Consider the following 17,357-nt stretch of genomic DNA (forward strand, 5'->3'; position numbering starts at 1 on the left):
CGGTCAGGCAGGCAAGTTCGGTCATCTCGGGGCAAGCCTTGGTGAGTTCCCCCAGCAGGGCGGTGTCCTTGTCGCGCAGGTTCTCCGGACAGCTGGGGATAAAGCGGGCACCCGCTCGGCCCGATAACTCCTTCACCACCGATCCAAGCTGGTCGGCGAGACGGCGCGTGCGGCGCTGGTAATGCTCCACGACGCCGGGAACCTGCTCGCGGAACGTCTGCCTCGGGCAGGTGAGCACAGGGCACACCAGCCGCCGCAGCCTCGCCGAGACGACGACCCGCCGGCCGTCCACCGGCACGTCCGCCACCATCCGATGGTGGAAGCCGTGCACCCGCCCTGTCGGCGTACCGCACAAGGGGCACGGCACTGGATCCTCCCGGGTCCGCGCGGTCACCCGGATCACGCCACACTCGCCCGTCACGCCCTCGACCACCAGCGCCGACAACCCTGAAAACACCACACTCACAAGCTCGTTGACATCTCGCACACCATGCCAACGACGCCGGTCACCCCTAGTTACCACCGATTACGGGACAGAGCCAAAAGAATTTGGGTGTGGGGTGGTGGGCGTCACGGGTAACGGCGTGTGACACACGCGGGTTCTGATCCTGTCAGGCCGCACGACGGCGGCCCGACGGCGCGCAGCAAGGGCGCATACATGCGGGTTCACAAGCTCGTCTGAGCCCGCCTGTCGTCGCCGGTCGCCGCGCGTGGGCGCAGCCGTCCCGGGCGTGAGAACCGGCGACGGGCCCTCGCGCGGCGACCGATCCAGTCCGGGGGATTGGCCCGACCTCGCCAGGACGGCACGATCACCCAGCAGGGACACGATCCAGGACCACCTCCGCGCTCTGCTGGAACGCGTAGCCGTGCTGTCCCAGTCCGGTCGGCGCGATCGGTCGGGTCCCTCGCGCGTGTCATCGAGTGGCGCCCGGCCCCGGCCGCCGTCCGGGCGCCGTCCTCGTCGTCCTCGCCGCCGTCGGCGGCGCCGTCCAGGCCGTCCGGGACCGACAGTGGCCCGTCATGGCCGATCCCGGCTGTCCCGGGTGTGAGCCGGGTGTGGGTGGCTGTCAGGCCCGCCGTCCAGGAGGCCGGTGCGCCGCCCTTGGGAGAGGCCCTGAGAGAGGCCTTGAGGGAGGCCTTGGGAGGGGTGGCCGCGCCCCCCTCCAGACCCGGAAACGACCGTAGACGGTCGGCCAGGGACCGAACTCGGAGGGCATCTCCCGCCACTGGGCGCCGGAGCGGAACCGCCAGATCACTCCCTCGAACTGATCCCGCAGCCTCTGCGGGTACGGGCCGTACTCGCCGATTGGCAAGTACGGCTCGATGAACGTCCGCTGCTCGTCGGTGAGTTGCCTACGTGTCACACACAACTTCCTACCGGATCCCGCTTTCGGGCAAGCACGAAACCGCATTATTGATCACGACATCACACAGGCCCTAAGTCGGTGGTGGCCGGGGCCCGCTGCCGCGGTGGGGCCCCGGCACGTCCCGATGTCCGTCAGGAGGCGGGCATCAAGACGGTGTCGATGATGTAGACGGTGGCGTTGGCGGTCTGGACATTGCCGCACAGGACCTTGGCGGTGTTGTTGACGCTGAAGTCGCGGGTGCGGGCCAGCAGGCGGCGCACCACCTCCGGGTCGAAGACCGTGTCGCCGCCGTGCACCCGCTCCAGCGCGGACAGGAACTCCTCCACCCGGGCGACCCGGTCCTTCAGCAGGTACCCCACGCCGCGGGTGTCGGCGGCCAGCAGTTCGGCGGCGTAGCGCTGTTCGACGTGCTGGGACAGCACCAGTACCCCCACGGCCGGGTGCTCGTGGCGCAGCCGCAGCGCGGCCCGCAGGCCTTCGTCGGTGTGGCTCGGCGGCATCCGCACGTCGATGACAACGACGTCGGGGGGCCCGGCGGCGACCGCGGCCAGCAGGGCGTCGGCGTCGCCGACCGCGGCGCTGACCTCGTGGCCCTCGTCGAGCAGCAGGCGCTCCAGGCCCACGCGCAGCAGGGCGGAGTCCTCGGCGATCATCAGGCGCACGGCAGCTCCGCGACGACGTGGGTGGGGCCGCCGGGCGGGCTGTCCACGCGCAGGCGTCCGTCGAGGGCGGCGATGCGGCGTTGCAGGCCGGACAGTCCGGGGCCGGTGGGGTCGGCGCCGCCGCGTCCGTCGTCGTGCACCGACACCCGTACCAGGCTGGTGTCCTGGCCGATCGCCACCTCGATCCGGGTGGCGCCGGCGTGCTTGGCCGCGTTGGTGAGGGCCTCGCGCACCGCGAAGTAGGCGGCGGTCTCGACGGCGGGGGCGGGGCGCCGGGCCATATCGCCGCTGATGTGCACGGGGATGGGCGAGCGTTCGGCGTCCACGGCCAGGGCCTCGCGCAGTCCCAGCTGGTCCAGCGAGGCGGGGTAGGCCCGCCAGGCGACTTGCCGCAGTTCCTCCAGGGCCTGTTCCGCCTCGGCCTGCGCCTGGCGGTAGAGCTCCTCGGAGTTCTTGCGGCGTCCGCGGCCCAGGAGCATCGCCACGACGATGAGGCGCTGCTGCAGCCCGTCGTGCAGGTCACGTTCGATGCGGCGTCGCTCGGCGTCCACGGCCTCGACGATCCCCGAGCGAGAGGCGGCGAGTTCGTCGATCCGGCGGCGCATCAGGGCCAGTTCGTCGGGGCCGAGGAAGCGGTGGGCCAGGCGCCGCTCCAGATCGGCGACGGCGGCCAGCCCGGCCAGGTCGAGGAAGAGCAGCAGCAGTCCGGCGGTGAGCAGGTATCCGGCGACGGGCCAGCTGGGGCCCATCCCGTCGGCGTCGTGCCCGGCCAGCCAGCGCGCCAGACCGGAGGCGGCCGTCCAGGCGCCCGCCGCGAGCAGGAACAGTGCGCCGCCGCCGGCCAGGCCCACGGGCACGCGGCACCACAGGTAGGCGGCGGCCCGGCGAGCTTCGACGCCCTCGGGGGCAGGCTCGGGGCCGCCGAGCAGGGCGGACACGCGCCGCTGCTCCAGTGCGGCCAGGCGCAGCGGCAGGCGGGCGCAGCGGGTGAGGGCGGCCGCGGCCAGGAGGGCGGGGGTAGCGAGCGCTGTGAGGGCGCCCAGGGCGATGCCGGCCGCGGCGCGGGCGGCCCTCACGCCCGGTGCCGAGCGCCCGGGCGGCGGCGCAGGCGTACCGCGAACCACCGGGCGGCGGCCAGGAGTGCGAGCGCCACGACCGCCTTGGACACCCATCCCCCGTACTCCTCCACCATCTGCCAGTTGTCGCCGAGCCAGTATCCCAGCAGGACGAAGGCGGTGTTCCAGATCAGGCTGCCCAGGGCGGTCAGGGCTGTGAAGGCGGCGAAGGGCATGCGCTGGATCCCGGCGGGGATCGAGATGAGGCTGCGCACCACCGGCACCATGCGGGCAAGCAGCACGGCGGTGCGCCCGCGGCGGGCGAACCACGCCTCGGCACGGTCGATCTCGTGCGCGCTTACGAGGGGGATGCGGGCGGCGAGGGCGCGGGTGCGCTCGCGGCCCAGGAGGGCGCCAGCGGCGTAGACGATCCAGGATCCGGCGACGGAGCCGACCGTGGTCCAGACGATGACGGCCGCCAGGTTCAATCGGCCCTGGCCTGCGGCGAATCCGGCCACGGGCAGGACGATCTCGCTGGGGACGAACGGCAGGACGGTGTCGACGAGGTTGGTCAGCCCGGCGCCGGCGGCGCCGAGGGCGTCCATGGTGTCGACGGCCCATCCGGCGATGCCGCCGGCGGGCTCGGCGGTGTTGGTGTCCGAGACGGTGAAGGCGGCGGCGAGCAGCGGGGCTTGGGGCGGCGTTGCGATCATGCGGTTCACGCTAGGCAGCGGGTGTGCGGCCCGCCATGCGGTCGTCCACCCGGCCGTCCTGCGGTTTTCCGCAGGACACCGTGGGCTCGGGGGCGGGGCTATCGGCGAGGTCGGCGTGCAGGACGACAGGCCGATCGTCCCAGCATCCGCCGACGCCTCGACTGCGAGGACTGCCACGCCGGACGCGCCGCTGTCAGAGGACGGCGGCGGGACCCGGACGGCGCATGGACGGCGGCGAGGCGAACGCCGAGCAGGACACGAGGACGGCCGCCTCCTGGCCGACGACCACGACCAGGAGCAGCGACCCAAGCGACCCGCACAGCCGGCGAGGACCCCCGGCCGCCCGGACGTCAGCATGATGACTCGCGCGAGCCATCCCCGGGCGACGTCGACGCAGCCGCGAGCAGCAGGCGGCGAAAGGCCGGCGGGCGAACCCAGGACATCGACCAGCGCGGCCAGGACGACCGGCGGCCCGGGGGGCCTCACCCCCACGTTCCAGATTTCTGGAACGAACCGCCCCACGCGCCCAGACCGGACACCGAGGACCAAGTAGCGGGCCGCCGAGGCGAGCAAAGGCCCGGAACCGGACGGCGGCCAAGGCCTCGCCCAAGCCGGTCGGAACGGTGGCGAGCAGCCCGGCACCGAGCAGGACGGACCCGCAAGCAGCCCGGGCGCGTGGAGGGCAGGCCGGGCGCGTGTCGGCGAGCACCTCACGGAGCCCTGGCACCGCATCCGAGGGCTGATCGCGGGAACCGGGTTGAGGTCAGAGTGGGGCGAGGATCATGAGGACCTCGTCGCGGGTGTCGTGGGGCGCGAGCCGGAGGGCTTCAGGCCAGCGACCGATCTCACGCCATCCGAGCCGCCCGTAGAAGTCCTCCAGGCCCTCGCCGCCCCGGGCTGCCAGATGGAGCTGTTCAAGGCCAAGCTCGTCGCGGGCGATCTTCCGAAGCTCGTGGACGAGAGCGGATCCGATGCCGCGGCCGCGGAAAGCGGGGTGGGTCTGGAGGTGGTGGATGGTGCCCCAGTGCCCGACGAGCCGGTAGGGATCGCGGTTGAGGATGACCCATCCGGCAAGGACGCCGTCGACCTGGGCGGTGAGGAGTCGGCTCTGCTGCGGGTCGAGACGGCTGAGGAGCTTGTCCGCGACCGGCACGACGTCGTCCTGGCCGACCGGAGGGAACGGGAATCCCGCGGCGCCGCCGGCGTTGGTGACCGCGATCCAGCAGTCGATCAACTCTTTCCGCAGTTCAGGAGCGATGTCGTGCGGGTTGGCTATCTGGACCAGGCGAAGGGCGGAGTCGTTCGGCATGGGCGGAGGATGCCAGAGGGGTCTGACATCCTCCGCGGAGTCAGGACGTCGTGGTGCGTCGGCTGACTTCGGCGGCGTAGGGGCCGAGCCCACGAAGGTCAGCGGTTGCGGCGAACCAGAACCTTGAGAACCTCCCGGGCGTCGCGGCGGCGGGCGTCGCTGCGCGCGACCACGGCGGTGACCGCGGCGGTGGTGACGGCGAGGGCGTACCAGGCGGTGCTGGCCGCGGTGATGAGGGCGGCGTGCTGGAGCACAGTGGACATCGGGGGCCTCTTGTCTGGGGTCATGGAAGAGGGCGGTTCCCGGCCCGCGGGTACCGCAGACGGGGTTGGTGGGCGGCCGGCCATGGTGCCGGCGGTCCATCTGGGTCAGCGCAGGCCCGCGAATTCCTCCACGCGGTCGGCCAGACGGCGGTCGGGATGGGGAACCAGGCCGTCGGTGTCATCGCCGGTGTGCATCACCAGGCGGTCGACCTCGTTGGCCAGGGCGCCGGACTGCGCGGAGGGCTTGGCGATGCGGGCGTCCATGGCGATCGGAGCGATGCGGAAGTAGTCGGCCATCTCCGGCACGGCCGGCGCGGGGACGCCGAGCCCCAGGTTCTCGTCGACGCTCACGGCCTGTTCGAACCACAGCCGGGCCTCACGGATCTCCCCGCGGCCGAGGTGGTGCAGGTACAGGCACCAGGCAGAGATGTGGTCGCCGGCGCCAGCCCCGATCTTCCACCAGAACTCCGCGCTGACGGGATGTCCGGTGTAGTGCAGCAGGCAGCCGAACAGCCGGAATCCCTCGATCTCCTGGACCAGGTCCTCCACACGCTGGTCGCTCGGGTCGCGGTGCCCGTCGAGCAGATCGACGAGCACGATGATCCGGGCGAGACGGCTGGTGTTGATCTCCGCCGCGACCATCGTCTCCAGGCAGGTCCGCGCGCGGTCCTGCTCGGCCCACCAGCCGGGGGCAGGCTGTTGGCCACGGCGGATCCGTGCGACGTCGGCCGAGATGCGGCGCAGCGCGGCGGGTACGTCGAAGTCGTCGGGCTCGTCGCCGTAGCTGTCGTTGGTGGTGTCGAGGAGGTTGTCGAGGTTCTTCTCGGGCTTCATCGGTCGGCTCCTTCGCGGCGGGGCCCGGGTACGGCGGCGGTGCGGCGCAGGACATGTCGGGCGGTGAGCAGTCGTTCGAGGGCCGCGATCGCGCGGCGGTGGTGGTAGTCGACGGTGCGGGGGTGGATTCCCATGATTTCGGCGCTGTACTCGGCGGTGTAGCCCATGGTGGTGTGCAGGACGAATGCCTCGCGTTGGCGGGTCGGTAGTTCAGCGAGGGCGGTGTAGAGTCCGGCGCCGCCGTCTATCCGGGAGAGGGTCTCGTGCATCTCCTGCAGCTTGCGGCGTGCTGCCCGGAGGCGGGCGGCCAGGTCTTTCTCCCGCTGGAGCCAGTGGACCCGGTACATGACGGCGCCGGCCAGGATCCCCCAGGTGTGTTGCTCGAAGTCCGGGGCGGCGAGGGCCTGGGCCCAGTTGTGGGCGAGGTAGGTGAACACCTCGTGTGCGACCTTGTCGCCGACTGAGGCGTCTCCGATCATCTCGGCGGCGTAGCGACGGAACGTTCGCTGCTTGGCCAGGAAGTAGGCCTCGAAGTCCAGCGGGAGGTCGACGGGCTCGTGCACGGCGGGACCGCTCTCACTGCCCGCGAAGGTGTCGTCGTTCACCGGGGCACTTCCGAACTCGCGTGCGCGGTGGCGGCCGCCGAGGTGCGTACCGGTCGCGGTCGGGCGTTGGTGCGGACCGGCTGGAGGGGCGCAGCCGTTTCGCAGAGGGTGCCCATCTCGTTCTTTCGGTCGGGTACGGCGGCGTCATGTTCTGCACGCCGAAGCCACCTTGTGGCTTACCTTCAGACTGGCAAACGAGCCCCCCGGCTCACGCATATGGCCTAGAGAGTTTTCACGGAAAGATCGCGAATGGAAACGCAGTGTGACAGCGGGACGCGTCGCCGGGCCGGTGCCACCCGCTCTGGCCGGGCCCCGGTACGCTACTTGTGAGTAGCAGCATCGTCACAGCAGGTAACGAATGTGACTAGGGTCACTGCTTTCGTGTGCGGACTGCCTGTCCGCACCGCTCACCCGCTCCGTGTACGGCTGACAGTCTGTTCGGCCGAGACGACACGCCATCAACCAGCGGCGGCCACGGCAACGCTCTTCCCACCACCGGGGCGCGCCACAGCCGGAACAGCCACAGCCGTACTCACGCCGCCGTACTCGTCGGGAAGTTGCAGAAGCGCCTCCCGCGGCCGAGCCGCGCGGCCGCGTCCCGTACATCGGGCGGTGACGGTTCGGGACTCGAGAGCACCGTACCCGTCGCCGAGTCCGCTCCAGGCCGCGTCGCTCACGGTCAGGCGCAGTTCGGTGGTCCCGGGCCAGGGGGTCGGGGTGAGCAAGGTGGCGCCGGTGGTCCGCAGGCGCTGTTCGAGGCGGGCAAGCTGGCGCGGGACGGCCGGTGTCGTGGGGCGCAGGATGATCGTGCCGCAGGCGTCGGCGAGGACGGAGGCCACCTCTGTCCAGTGGTCGCCGGGGTCGTCGGCCAGCAGGGTGCGTTCCCAGGGCAGGCCATAGGCCCGGGCCGCGGCGAGCCCTGCGTCGGGCCAGCCGATGATCGCGGTCCACAGCAGGTCGGACGCGGCGGCCGGCCCCGCCGCCATCGCCAGGAGCTGACCGGCGTCCAGAACCTCGACCACGACGCCTTTCGGCAGCCGGCCGTCCGGCAGCAGCCGTTCCAGCGCGGACAGGACCGGTCGGGACGCGGCCTCGACCCGGGCGAGACGGGCGGCCGGGCTGGTCTCCCAACGACACCGGCGGAACCGACCCACACCCCCGAACACGAGCCCAACCCCACCCCACGCAACTCTGTACCCTCCGTCCGACGTGCGGGCTACATTCGGCGGATGGCCTCCACAGACGACATCCTCGCCCTTGTCCGCAAGGCGTTCGACGAGTTCGACGACCACCCACTTCAGGTCTCCGTTCGGCGCGATCGTGGTCCGCGAGCCGTCGATCCTGTCCTACCTGTGTGCTTCCTTCGAGCAGTCCTGGCACCTCGCCACGCCGTACCAGACCGGCCCCCTCGCCGCCCACACGGCAGCCACCGAGATCAAGACCACCATCCTCGCCCTGATGGCCAACGGCCTCAAGGACGAGGTCATCGCCAAGCGGACCGGCCTGTCCGCCCGCGCCTGCCGTGGCCACATCGCCGACCTGCTCACCGCCCTCGAAGCCCACAGCCGCTTCCAGGCCGGAGTCAACGCCACCCGCGCCGGGCTGCTCGAACCGCAACGGCTGTAGCCCTGCGGCCCGCCGGTCAGCCCAGCCGCTCCCGGGCCGGCCAAGCCCGGGCGTCGGCGGCCAGCCACGGCTCGTTCGCGGCGGTGGCCGGGGTGCTGCCGCTGAACGTGCGGATCTCGTGGTGGAGGTGGGACTGGTCGGCGTAGCCGCCGTCGGCGGCCACCCGTGCGGGCGGGTGGCCGTACGCCAGGCGGTGCACGGCGTGGTCGAAACGGACCAGCATGGCGGCCCGTTTGGGCGTCAGACCGATCTGCGCGCCGAAGCGCGACCAGGTGCGCTGGCGGCTCCAGCCGACCTCGGCGGCGAGCTCGCCGACCCGGGCCCGGCCCTGGCTGGCGACGATCCCGTGCCAGACCGACGACACCTCGGGGTCGACGGCCCGGCCCTCCCCGAGCCGGGTGCGCAGCTCCGCCTCGATCAGCGCGAACCGCTCCGGCCAGCTCCGCGCGTGGTGCAGTTGCTCGCGCAGGCGCGGTGCGGCGCTGCCCCACAGATCGTCCAGGGCGAGCACGCTCCCGCTCAACTCCGTTAGCGGAAGCCCGAGTACGGGGCGCGCGAGGAGCGGGGACAGCCGGATCTGCAGGCACTCGACACCCTCGGCGCGCACCTCGAACGGGCTGAAGCCGAGCCCGACGGCCACGCTCCCCGACCGCAGGCCGCGAACCTCCAACGGCCGGTCACCGAACTCAACGGCCACCGTGACGGCCGGGTGCGGGATGGTCCGCAGCTCGACCGGGCTGCCACCCGGGACGCGGAACCCGGCCATGTCGGCCCCGGGCAGCGCGGGCACCCTGGGCGGCCGCGCGATCTCCCAGGCAGCGGTGGCGTCAGCTTGCACGTCTCGACCCTACGAGCAGCCGGGCCGCCGATTCAACCGGCTTGCGGGGCACGACATTTCTCCAATCCGCCGCGCACCGGCCGAGGCCAGAGTGAGAGCAGCCGAAACGGAGCCAAGCCAGGAGGAACGATGAACACCACCACCCCACGCCGACGGCGGCGGCTGCGGATCGCCGTGCTGGCCTTCGCCCTGCTGGGCATCCTGCTCACCGTCAACACCGTCTCGGTACTCACCGCGACCGCGCAGGCCTCCGGCGAGCAGATCGTGCGGCTGCCCGGCGGGGACATGCACGTCGTCCAGGACGGGCCGCCGGACGCACCCGCCCTGGTGCTCATCCACGGCCTCGGCGGCTCGACCACCTGGTGGGACCCGGTCATGCCGCGCTTGCGTGACCTGCACGTGGTGCGGGTGGACCTGCTCGGCCACGGCAAATCGGCCAAACCGGCCGACGGCTACGGCATGGCGGACCAGGCGCGCCGGGTCGCGGCCGTGCTGGACCGGCTCGGGGTGCGCCACGCGACCGTCGTCGGGCACTCCACCGGCGGCGCCGTCGCCACCTCGCTGGCCGAACAGCGCCGCGACCTGGTCGCGGCGATCGCCCTGATCGACGTCGGCCCCCGGCTCGACGCGTACATCGGCGGCGACAGCATCGTCAGCCAACTCGTCACCACGCCCGTGGTGGGCCAGGTCCTGTGGCGGCTGCGCACCGACAGCACGATCCGCTCCGCGCTGAGCAGCGCGTTCACCCGCAAGGTGCAGATCCCCGAGCAGATCATCGCCGATGTCCGGGGCATGACCTACCGCAGCCTCACCGAGACCGACGCGGCGTCCAGCGCGTACGTGAAGGAGCGGCCCATCCCCGACCGGCTCGCCCCGCTCGGCCTGCCCGCCCTGGTGATCTTCGGCTCCCGGGACCACCGCTGGCAGCCGTCCAGCTTCCAGGACTACCGCCGCGTCCCGCACGCCCGGATCGAGATGCTCGACGGCGTCGGCCACACCCCGATGTTCGAGGCCCCCGACACCACCGGCACCCTCCTGCACGACTTCGCCGCCCAACCCCGCAACTGAGCGCCGGTCACCACAGCTGCGCGGCGATCCGCTCCCGCAGGGACGCCGCGTCCAGCCCGTACGCCCGCAGGTGCTCCTCGATCGTGCCGTAGTGCCGGGGAACAGGCCCGCAGGGCCCACAAGACAGGCACAAGCCCGTCACCGAGGCGGCGCAGCGCGGGCAAGACACGGCGGGACACAGCCCCCCAAGACCTCTCCCAAGGGTGGCGCACCCGCCTCCTGGACGCCGGCCTGACGGCCATCCACCGGACGCCGGGACAGGCCAACACGCCGGCGAAACGGCCCCGCGGACCAGCCGCTACCCGGCTCTAACCCGACGACGTCGACCAGGCGCAGCGACCCAAGCGACCCGCACCGCCGGCCAGGACCCGCGGCCGCCCGGATGGGCGGCGGCGCGGACGTCAGCACGATGACTCGCGCGAGCCACCCCCCAGGCGACATCGGCCCAACCCCGAGCAGCGGCGGCGAAAAGCCGGCGGACCGGACCCAGGACGACGACCAGCACAGCCGGGACCACCGGGGTGGACGGTCCTGGCAGACCGGTTGGCCGGCCGACAGCCAGGCGGCCCGGGATCCTCACCCCCGCGTTCCAGATTTCTGGAACGGACCCGCCCCACGCGGCCAGGCCAGACGGCGACGAGCAGCACGTCCACGGACGGCGGCCAAGGCCTCGCCCCAGACCGGCCCGGACGGCAGCGAGCAGCACTACACCGAGCAGGACAGACCCGGACCAGCGGGCGGCCCGCGACCAGGACGCGGCGAGCATGACGCCGACCAGGCCCCGCCGGGAAGACGCCGAGCAGGGCGTCCACAAGCGGCGCGGACGGCGGCGGGCAGGACACTGACCGGCCGCCCCGGACAGGACCGCCGACACGCGCCCAGACAAGATCACCACCCGGTGCGCATCGCACCCCATTGCCCGTAACGCGGAACACGTTAGGCCGGAAAAACCGGCAGAAACCCCGGCGGAAACACCTGGAAAACAATCCAGGAAACCCTCAGAAGACGACCCGTCAATTCTCCACCACCGACACCCCACCCCTACTGAACTTGAATGCGTGATGTCGGTCTGAGGATGGTCAGCCGTCCATGATCAGGCCAGTGGTGGCGAGGCAGGCGTCGATGAACCGCCCCGGGTTCGATAGAGATCTCAGGTTGTGGTTGTGACCTGCGGTTTTGTGGTGGTGAGGTAGTAATGGGTCTCGTACTCGACTGGCGGAACGTGGCCTATCTCACCGTGAAGCCGGCGGTGGTTGTACCAGTCGACCCACTCGGCGGTGGCGAGTTCGACCTGCGAGAGGGTGCGCCAGGGCCGCCGGGGCTTGATCAGCTCGGTCTTGAACAGGCCGATCGTGGACTCCATGAGGGCGTTGTCGTAGGCGTCGCCGACGGATCCGATCGAGGCTGCGATGCCGGCGGCGTTCAGGTGTTCGGCGAGCCGGAAACTCGTGTACTGCGACCCGGCGTCCGAGTGATGTATCAACTCGCCTCGTTGATGGGGGAATCCGTCACGGTCGCGCTGCCACAACGCCATGTCCAGCGCATCCAGCACAAGCCGGGTCTCCTTGGAGGTCGCGGCCGACCAGCCGACGATGCGCCGGGAGAAGGTGTCCACGACGAAGGCGACGTAGACGACTCCGGCCCAGGTGGCGATGTGCGTGAAGTCGGCGACCCAGTAGCGGTTCGGCGCGCCGGCGACGAAGTCGCGGTCGACCAGGTCCGGGGCGCGTTCGGCGCCCGGGTCCGCGATGGTGGTGATGACCTTCTTGCCGCGGACAGCACCGGTGATGCCGAGTTCACGCATGAGGCGTTCGACGGTGCAGCGGGCCACCGTTTGGCCTTGCCGGCCCAGCTCCCTCCAGATCTTCCGCGCCCCGTAGACACGGTAATTGGCGTCGTGAACGTCCTTGATCAGCTTCTTGAGTTCCTGGTCGCGCGCGGTGCGGGCGGAGGGCGAGGCCACGCGTTGGTGGTGGGCGTAGTAGGTGGAGGGGGCGATGCTGCAGCCGTGCTCGGTGAGCACGCGGCAGATCGGCTCGACGCCGCCGAAGCGACCCCGGTGCTCGTCGATGAACGCTACGAGCGCTGGTGTGGCCGGTCGAGCTCGGCCGCGAAGAAACTCGCCGCGGCCTTGAGGATCTCGTTGGCGCGCTTGAGTTCGGCGATCTCCTTCTTCATCGCCTTGGTCTGCGCGGACTCCTCCGTGGTCGTGCCCGGGCGCTGCCCGGAGTCGACCTGGTCGCGTCGCACCCAGTTACGCAGGGTCTCGGCGGAGCCGATGCCCAGTTTCTCCGCGACGGCCCGCGGTGCCGCCGACTCGTTCGGGTAGTCACCGAGGACCTCGGCAACCATGCGCACCGCACGACGGCGCAGTTCAGGCGGGTAGGAGGAAGGACGTGCCATGACTCGAATCCTTACACGAAATCGAGTCTCCACTGAACCCAGGGCGGTTCAGTCCCGGCCGCCTTTTCGGCGGCCGGGACTGGCCCTATTTGTGACTGAGCGCTTCACTTGGCGAGTTGAGCGCCGACCGGGCAGGGCATCGCCGGAGTTGGGCCTGTGAACCTGGTTTGGACCGCGTACTGGCTCTGTTCACGTCGCAGGGCATCGTTTCGACAGCAACTCGGGAGGCAGCACGTATGCCGAGATGCTTGTGCCGAGTGGGCAGAAAGGCGCCGGGTTGCTCAACGAACCGGTGCGGCGAAGGGAAGGGCGCCGAAGAGGCCGGCCGTCCGGTCGTGGGGGAGGCGTGCGGCGATGTGGCCGTCCGGGCGGATGAGGACGAGCTCGCCCCGGCGCGGCGTGTACGCCCGCTGGAACTCGCCGTGGCCGTCGACAATCCCGTCGTCGGTGTTGATCCGGTGCACGTGCACGGTGGCGGGATCGGTGCGGTCGGTGAGGGCCGGGTCGTCGTTCTCGAAGGCGATCAGGGTCCAGTGCGGGCCACGGGTGAGGTCGAACAGGTCGCCGGTGAACCCGGGGCCGCGCAGGCCGGTGGCGTTCGGCGCCCGGTCTCCGGCGACCGGTCCCTCGGTGGGATCGTCGGAGCGGCTGCCGTAGCGGATGCCGAGGCCGGTCGTCACGGCGTCGTCGGCCAGCTCACTGAAGGCTGCGCCCAGCATCGCGGAGTCGCCGCCGATGTGCGGGGTCGTCCGGTCCAGCTTCCGGGTGCTCAGCGCGAGCACGGTCCGCGCGACGGGCGCCCGTTCGGCGGAGTAGGTGTCCAGCAGGTCGGGGGATGCGCCGCGGATGACCGCGCCCAGCTTCCAGCCGAGGTTGTAGGCGTCCTGGATACCGGTGTTCATGCCCTGCCCGCCGGCGGGTGTGTGCACGTGTGCGGCGTCACCCGCGAACAGGACCCGTCCCCGGCGGTAGTCGGTCAGCATGCGGATGTTGACGCGGTAGACCGAGAGCCAGACGGCGCTCGTCAGTGTGATGCCGGCGTTTCGCTCGTCCAGCAGTCGCTGGTAGAGCTCACGTGTCGGGGTGCCCGGTTCCGTGCCTGACGGGACGGGGGCTTGCAACTGCCACAGGTCGCTGTGGGGCAGCGGCGTGAGGACGAGCATCCCGTCGTCGGACGTCCAGACGTGCATGTGGTCGCGGGCCAGGCCGTTGACGGTGACATCGCCGATGTACCAGCGCTCCGCCTCGCGGGTCTCGCCCTCCAGGTGGAGGCCGAGCAGCCCGCGGACCGTGCTCTTGCCGCCGTCGGTTGCCACGACGTAGCGTGCCCGCACTGTGCGGTCGCCCTCCGGCGTGCGCAGGGTGGCGGTGACCCCGTCCTGGTCCTGCACGAGGTCGACCGCCTCGACCTGGTGCTCCACCGAACCGCCCAGCTGGCGCAGTCGTTCGCGCAGCGCGTGCTCGACGTCGAACTGGCCGATCCAGAGCGGGTCGGGGTAGGGGGTCCGGAAGGAGTCCCTGGCGCGGACCGTGATCGAGGACCCGTCGACGATGCCGCCGGACGAGTCGTGGAACCGCAGCGGCAGATCGGCGATGCCGTGGCGCACGACATGCTCGACGGCGCCGAGGTCATCGAGCACCTCCAGGGAGCGGGGCTGGATCGTCTTGGCCTTGGACGCGCGGCTAGCGGTCGCGTCCCGCTCGACGATCCGACAGGCGACGCCTCGCCGAGCAAGGTCACAAGCCAGCGTGAGGCCCACCGGACCCGCTCCGACGATGAGGACATCGGTCTGGAACACGTCGTGCTCGTTCATGTCGTGCCTCCCCAAAGTGCCGATGCAGGGCACCGGACGACTCCTTAGATGCGGTTCCGCATCTTCCGAGGATGAGGCTACGCACGGCTGATAAGATGCGCAAGTGCATCCTAAAGAGAACCAGTCAGCCCAGCGGCGACGCGGCAAGGAGTTGGAGGAGGCACTGCTCACCGCAGCGTGGGCGGTCCTGCGTGAACACGGCTACGCCGGCTTCACCCTCGAAGCCGTGGCCAGCCGGGCAGCCACCAGCCGACCGGTCATCGCCCGCCGCTGGGCGACCCGCAACGACCTGCTGCGCGCCACCATCACGCACGCCAGCATGGCCCGACCCACCCCGATGCCGGACACCGGAAGCCTGCGCGGCGACCTCATCGCCTTCCTGCGCGAGGTCAACAGCTCCCGTCTGGACTTCGCGGCGGTCCTGGGCGTTCAACTCGGCGGCTACTACCAGGAGACCGGCGAAACCCTGTCCGAGCTGCGCGACGTCCTCCTCAAGGGGCAGGACCCAGTGCTCGAGCAGATCCTCGCGGCAGCCGCCGAGCGCGGCGAGCTCGACCCCGACCGGCTGACTCCACAAATCCGGTCCCTGCCGGTGGACCTCCTGCGCCACCACGCCTTCATGACCTTCCAGGCCATGCCGGACGACAACATCGAAGAGATCGTCGACACGATCTTCCTGCCCCTCGTCCGACCCGCTCAACCCGCAAGCAGAACCTGACCCCGGGAGCCCGCGGCTGTCCCGTCCAATCTGGGTTGGGTGCGGTTTGTTTCGAGTGACGGCCGCGATCAGACGGTGAGGGTGTAGTTGTGCTGGTCAGGCGCGGGGTAGAGACGTTCGTGCTCGCGGGCGGCATGGAAGCGCCAGTAAGGGTCGAGGTCGCCGTTGGAGACGAGGGCGCGCAGTCGTAGGACGGCTTCCGCTCCGTGCAGGCCCCAGTGGCGCCGGTGATGTCGAGGCGGCCGGCGATCAGGTGGCGGCAGGCGCCCTCGATGGCGCCGGTGGCGATCGGTCAGCCGTTTTCGAGTGCCGTGTCGTATCGGAGCTGGTCGAGGTGGCCGGTCAGGTAGCGGTGGCAGGCGTCGACGGCCTCTCGCCGGGCGGCCGACAGGTGTTCCCGGTCCGCCTGGGCGGTCATCTCGGCGGCGCGGGCGGCGTGGCCCGCGAGGATCGCGGTCAGATGGTCGGCCGCCCATGCCTCGGCCTCGGTGGTGCCGGGCTTGTGGAAGGCGCGGGCGGCGGCCCAGACGTACTCGGCCACGTGCACGAAGTCCAGCAGCACGTGGACCTTGACGCCGCGTCGGTCGATCTCTGCTGCGATCAGGTCGAGCCGTTGACGGGCGCGCCGTCGACCAGGACGACCCACGGACGCAGGTGCTTCGGGTCGCGCGCCTGGGCCTGGTGTCGGGGTACGAGTTCATCTGCAGAGCGCAGTACGGGCTCACGTGCATAGTTCGGAACGGCCCGCCACAGGTACTTCCTCTCGCCGTTGACCTTGATGAAGACCTCGTCCAGATGCCACTTGTCCCCGGTCCGGGGCTGCCTGCGGCGCAGCGCATCGGCGTAGGTCTGCCCGAACTTCAGGCACCACCGCCGGACCGTCTCGTAGGAGACGACGACACCGCGCTGGAGTATCAGCTCCTCCACCTCGCGGAACGACAGCGGGAACCGGAAGTACAGCCACACGCAGTGGGAGATGACCTCGACCGGGTACCGGTGACCGCTGTACGACGGCGACGTGCTCTCCACGAACGATCCCCTCCACCGTGATCGATCGGAAAATCATCTCACCCGGTCGGCCAACGTGACAGCGCCGCACTGGGCCAACCCGAAGATCGGCGAGCGCGAGGTCCTGGCCGCGATGCTCGAGGTCGACGCGGAGCTGGTCGCCCGACGCGAGGGCATCCTGCTCGCCTCGGACAAGGGCTTCGCCTCGAAACCGTTCGAGAAGGACCTCGCCGAGCTCGGCATCGAGCTGCTGCGGCCCTCGCTCAAGCGCGAGAAGAAGCGGTACGGGGAGCCGATGCTCAAGAAGGTCCGCCAGCCGATCGAGTCGGTCAACGACACCCTCAAAGGACAGCTCGACCTTGAACAACACGGCGGACGGACCTTCGAGGGCGTCGCGATCCGGGTCGCCCAGCGCATCCTCGCGCTGGCCGCCGGAATCTGGCACAACAACAGGACCGGCGCACCGATTACCCGCTCACTGATCGCATTCGATCACTGATCACATCGGACACACTCGTCTAGGTGTTCTGACCCGTGAGGTTGGGGACGCGGCTGGCGGGTGGCTTGCCTGCGAGTGCGGTGTGTCCGCGGTGGTGATTGTAGGCGTGGAGTCAGCCAGGGTAGGCGTCGCGTCGTTCCTGTTCGGTGCGGTAGGGGCGGGCGTAGGCCCATTCGTCGAGCAGGGTCCGGTTGAAGCGCCCGACCTTGCCATTGGTCTGGGGCCGGTAGGGGCGGGTGCGTTTGTGCGCGATGCCCTCTGCTGCGTGGGCATCGCGCCAGAGCCGGGAGCGGTAGCAGGAGCCGTTGTCGGTCAGGACGCGCTGGACGGTGATGCCGGCCTGGGCGAAGAACGCCTGGGCGCGGGTCCAGAAGGCGGTGGCGGTCTCCTTGCGCTCGTCGGTCAGGATCTCGCTGTAGGCGAGGCGGGAGTGGTCGTCGACGGCGTTGTGCAGGTGGCTGTAGCCGGCCCGGGAGCGGTTCTTGCGGCCGGCCGCTCGGCCGAGGACGTGGTGGCCGCCGCCGTCGGGGATGTTGCCGAGCTTCTTGATGTCCACGTGCACCAACTCGCCTGGG

The 17,357-nt window shown here is 70.8% G+C and carries 16 protein-coding genes and 4 pseudogenes; 4 read left to right on the plus strand and 16 right to left on the minus strand.

The annotated features are described in order from the left end of the window. From ACH4J0_RS41255 to ACH4J0_RS41300, 10 genes and pseudogenes are all read right to left on the minus strand, one after another. On the minus strand, positions 1-457 hold a 457-nt coding region (locus ACH4J0_RS41255), incomplete at its 3' end, for a transposase family protein (RefSeq protein ID WP_396246359.1). A gap of 697 nt (positions 458-1,154) precedes the next feature. Further along, positions 1,155-1,364 (minus strand): annotated as a pseudogene (locus tag ACH4J0_RS41260) (transposase); the annotation flags it as partial. A 134-nt stretch (positions 1,365-1,498) separates the two neighbouring features. After that, positions 1,499-2,020: a response regulator gene (locus ACH4J0_RS41265; protein WP_396246360.1), complete on the minus strand. Its 522-nt coding sequence runs from the start codon at positions 2,018-2,020 to the stop codon at positions 1,499-1,501. Then, complete coding sequence (locus tag ACH4J0_RS41270; protein ID WP_396246346.1) at positions 2,020-3,105, minus strand: sensor histidine kinase; 1,086 nt, start codon at positions 3,103-3,105, stop codon at positions 2,020-2,022. Before ACH4J0_RS41270 ends, ACH4J0_RS41265 begins: the two co-directional genes overlap by 1 nt. Beyond that, on the minus strand, positions 3,102-3,797 hold the full coding sequence (locus ACH4J0_RS41275) for a DedA family protein (RefSeq protein ID WP_046386424.1): 696 nt from the start codon (positions 3,795-3,797) through the stop codon (positions 3,102-3,104). The genes ACH4J0_RS41270 and ACH4J0_RS41275 overlap by 4 nt, the downstream gene beginning before the upstream one ends. 763 nt (positions 3,798-4,560) lie before the next feature. Continuing rightward, positions 4,561-5,106 carry a GNAT family N-acetyltransferase gene (locus ACH4J0_RS41280; protein WP_396246347.1) on the minus strand — a complete coding sequence of 182 codons (546 nt, stop codon included), beginning with the start codon at positions 5,104-5,106 and terminating at the stop codon, positions 4,561-4,563. A gap of 98 nt (positions 5,107-5,204) precedes the next feature. After that, positions 5,205-5,369: a hypothetical protein gene (locus tag ACH4J0_RS41285; RefSeq protein WP_396246348.1), complete on the minus strand. Its 165-nt coding sequence runs from the start codon at positions 5,367-5,369 to the stop codon at positions 5,205-5,207. 105 nt (positions 5,370-5,474) lie between these two features. Further along, positions 5,475-6,203 carry a hypothetical protein gene (locus tag ACH4J0_RS41290; RefSeq protein ID WP_396246349.1) on the minus strand — a complete coding sequence of 243 codons (729 nt, stop codon included), beginning with the start codon at positions 6,201-6,203 and terminating at the stop codon, positions 5,475-5,477. After that, the gene (locus tag ACH4J0_RS41295) at positions 6,200-6,808 is read right to left on the minus strand and encodes an RNA polymerase sigma factor (RefSeq protein ID WP_396246350.1); all 609 of its coding nucleotides are present in this window, start codon (positions 6,806-6,808) and stop codon (positions 6,200-6,202) included. The genes ACH4J0_RS41290 and ACH4J0_RS41295 overlap by 4 nt, the downstream gene beginning before the upstream one ends. Positions 6,809-7,266: 458 nt before the next feature. Continuing rightward, complete coding sequence (locus ACH4J0_RS41300) at positions 7,267-8,100, minus strand: hypothetical protein (RefSeq protein WP_396246351.1); 834 nt, start codon at positions 8,098-8,100, stop codon at positions 7,267-7,269. A 28-nt stretch (positions 8,101-8,128) separates the two neighbouring features. Here ACH4J0_RS41300 and ACH4J0_RS41305 point away from each other — a divergent pair, with 28 nt between their 5' ends. Beyond that, entirely contained in the window at positions 8,129-8,434 is a 306-nt protein-coding gene (locus ACH4J0_RS41305) for a LuxR C-terminal-related transcriptional regulator (RefSeq protein WP_396246352.1), read from the plus strand. A gap of 16 nt (positions 8,435-8,450) precedes the next feature. Here the strand turns inward: ACH4J0_RS41305 and ACH4J0_RS41310 are convergent, their stop codons facing one another. After that, a complete protein-coding gene (locus ACH4J0_RS41310) occupies positions 8,451-9,272 on the minus strand; it encodes a helix-turn-helix domain-containing protein (protein WP_396246353.1) in 822 nt (273 codons plus the stop codon). A gap of 129 nt (positions 9,273-9,401) precedes the next feature. Between ACH4J0_RS41310 and ACH4J0_RS41315 the strand changes: the two genes are divergently transcribed. Then, a complete protein-coding gene (locus tag ACH4J0_RS41315) occupies positions 9,402-10,340 on the plus strand; it encodes an alpha/beta fold hydrolase (protein WP_396246354.1) in 939 nt (312 codons plus the stop codon). Positions 10,341-10,347: 7 nt separating this feature from the next. Here the strand turns inward: ACH4J0_RS41315 and ACH4J0_RS41320 are convergent, their stop codons facing one another. The 3 genes from ACH4J0_RS41320 to ACH4J0_RS41330 all read right to left on the minus strand — a co-directional run bounded on the left by ACH4J0_RS41320 (position 10,348) and on the right by ACH4J0_RS41330 (position 14,557). Further along, positions 10,348-10,473 (minus strand): hypothetical protein, encoded by a 126-nt coding sequence (locus ACH4J0_RS41320; RefSeq protein ID WP_396246355.1) that lies wholly within the window; start codon positions 10,471-10,473, stop codon positions 10,348-10,350. 1,017 nt (positions 10,474-11,490) lie between these two features. Beyond that, positions 11,491-12,743 (minus strand): IS3 family transposase gene (locus ACH4J0_RS41325; protein ID WP_396246356.1). Its coding sequence is split into 2 segments (ribosomal slippage): positions 11,491-12,461 and positions 12,461-12,743, totalling 1,254 coding nucleotides; the frame shifts between segments, so codons are not numbered across the junction. Positions 12,744-13,024: 281 nt separating this feature from the next. Next, positions 13,025-14,557 (minus strand): FAD-dependent oxidoreductase, encoded by a 1,533-nt coding sequence (locus ACH4J0_RS41330; protein WP_396246357.1) that lies wholly within the window; start codon positions 14,555-14,557, stop codon positions 13,025-13,027. A gap of 103 nt (positions 14,558-14,660) precedes the next feature. Between ACH4J0_RS41330 and ACH4J0_RS41335 the strand changes: the two genes are divergently transcribed. Then, positions 14,661-15,275, plus strand: a complete 615-nt coding sequence (locus tag ACH4J0_RS41335; protein ID WP_396246358.1) for a TetR-like C-terminal domain-containing protein — start codon at positions 14,661-14,663, stop codon at positions 15,273-15,275. Positions 15,276-15,343: 68 nt separating this feature from the next. On the opposite strand, the pseudogene ACH4J0_RS41340 reads toward ACH4J0_RS41335, so the two are convergent. Next, positions 15,344-16,106: pseudogene (locus tag ACH4J0_RS41340) on the minus strand (DDE-type integrase/transposase/recombinase); the annotation flags it as partial. 271 nt (positions 16,107-16,377) lie between these two features. Between ACH4J0_RS41340 and ACH4J0_RS41345 the strand changes: the two are divergent. Continuing rightward, positions 16,378-16,782: pseudogene (locus ACH4J0_RS41345) on the plus strand (IS982 family transposase); the annotation flags it as partial. 19 nt (positions 16,783-16,801) lie between these two features. On the opposite strand, the pseudogene ACH4J0_RS41350 reads toward ACH4J0_RS41345, so the two are convergent. Beyond that, a pseudogene (locus ACH4J0_RS41350) lies at positions 16,802-17,357 on the minus strand (DDE-type integrase/transposase/recombinase); the annotation flags it as partial.

It is taken from the genome of Kitasatospora sp. NPDC017646 (assembly GCF_044329365.1).
Taxonomy (GTDB): Bacteria; Actinomycetota; Actinomycetes; order Streptomycetales; family Streptomycetaceae; genus Kitasatospora.

Coding starts and splice junctions, on each gene's coding strand:
- ACH4J0_RS41285 (WP_396246348.1), bottom strand. CDS start 5,369: ATGTCCACTGTGCTCCAGCACGCCGCCCTCATCACCGCGGCCAGCACC.
- ACH4J0_RS41315 (WP_396246354.1), top strand. CDS start 9,402: ATGAACACCACCACCCCACGCCGACGGCGGCGGCTGCGGATCGCCGTG.
- ACH4J0_RS41280 (WP_396246347.1), bottom strand. CDS start 5,106: ATGCCGAACGACTCCGCCCTTCGCCTGGTCCAGATAGCCAACCCGCAC.
- ACH4J0_RS41330 (WP_396246357.1), bottom strand. CDS start 14,557: ATGAACGAGCACGACGTGTTCCAGACCGATGTCCTCATCGTCGGAGCG.
- ACH4J0_RS41265 (WP_396246360.1), bottom strand. CDS start 2,020: ATGATCGCCGAGGACTCCGCCCTGCTGCGCGTGGGCCTGGAGCGCCTG.
- ACH4J0_RS41275 (WP_046386424.1), bottom strand. CDS start 3,797: ATGATCGCAACGCCGCCCCAAGCCCCGCTGCTCGCCGCCGCCTTCACC.
- ACH4J0_RS41290 (WP_396246349.1), bottom strand. CDS start 6,203: ATGAAGCCCGAGAAGAACCTCGACAACCTCCTCGACACCACCAACGAC.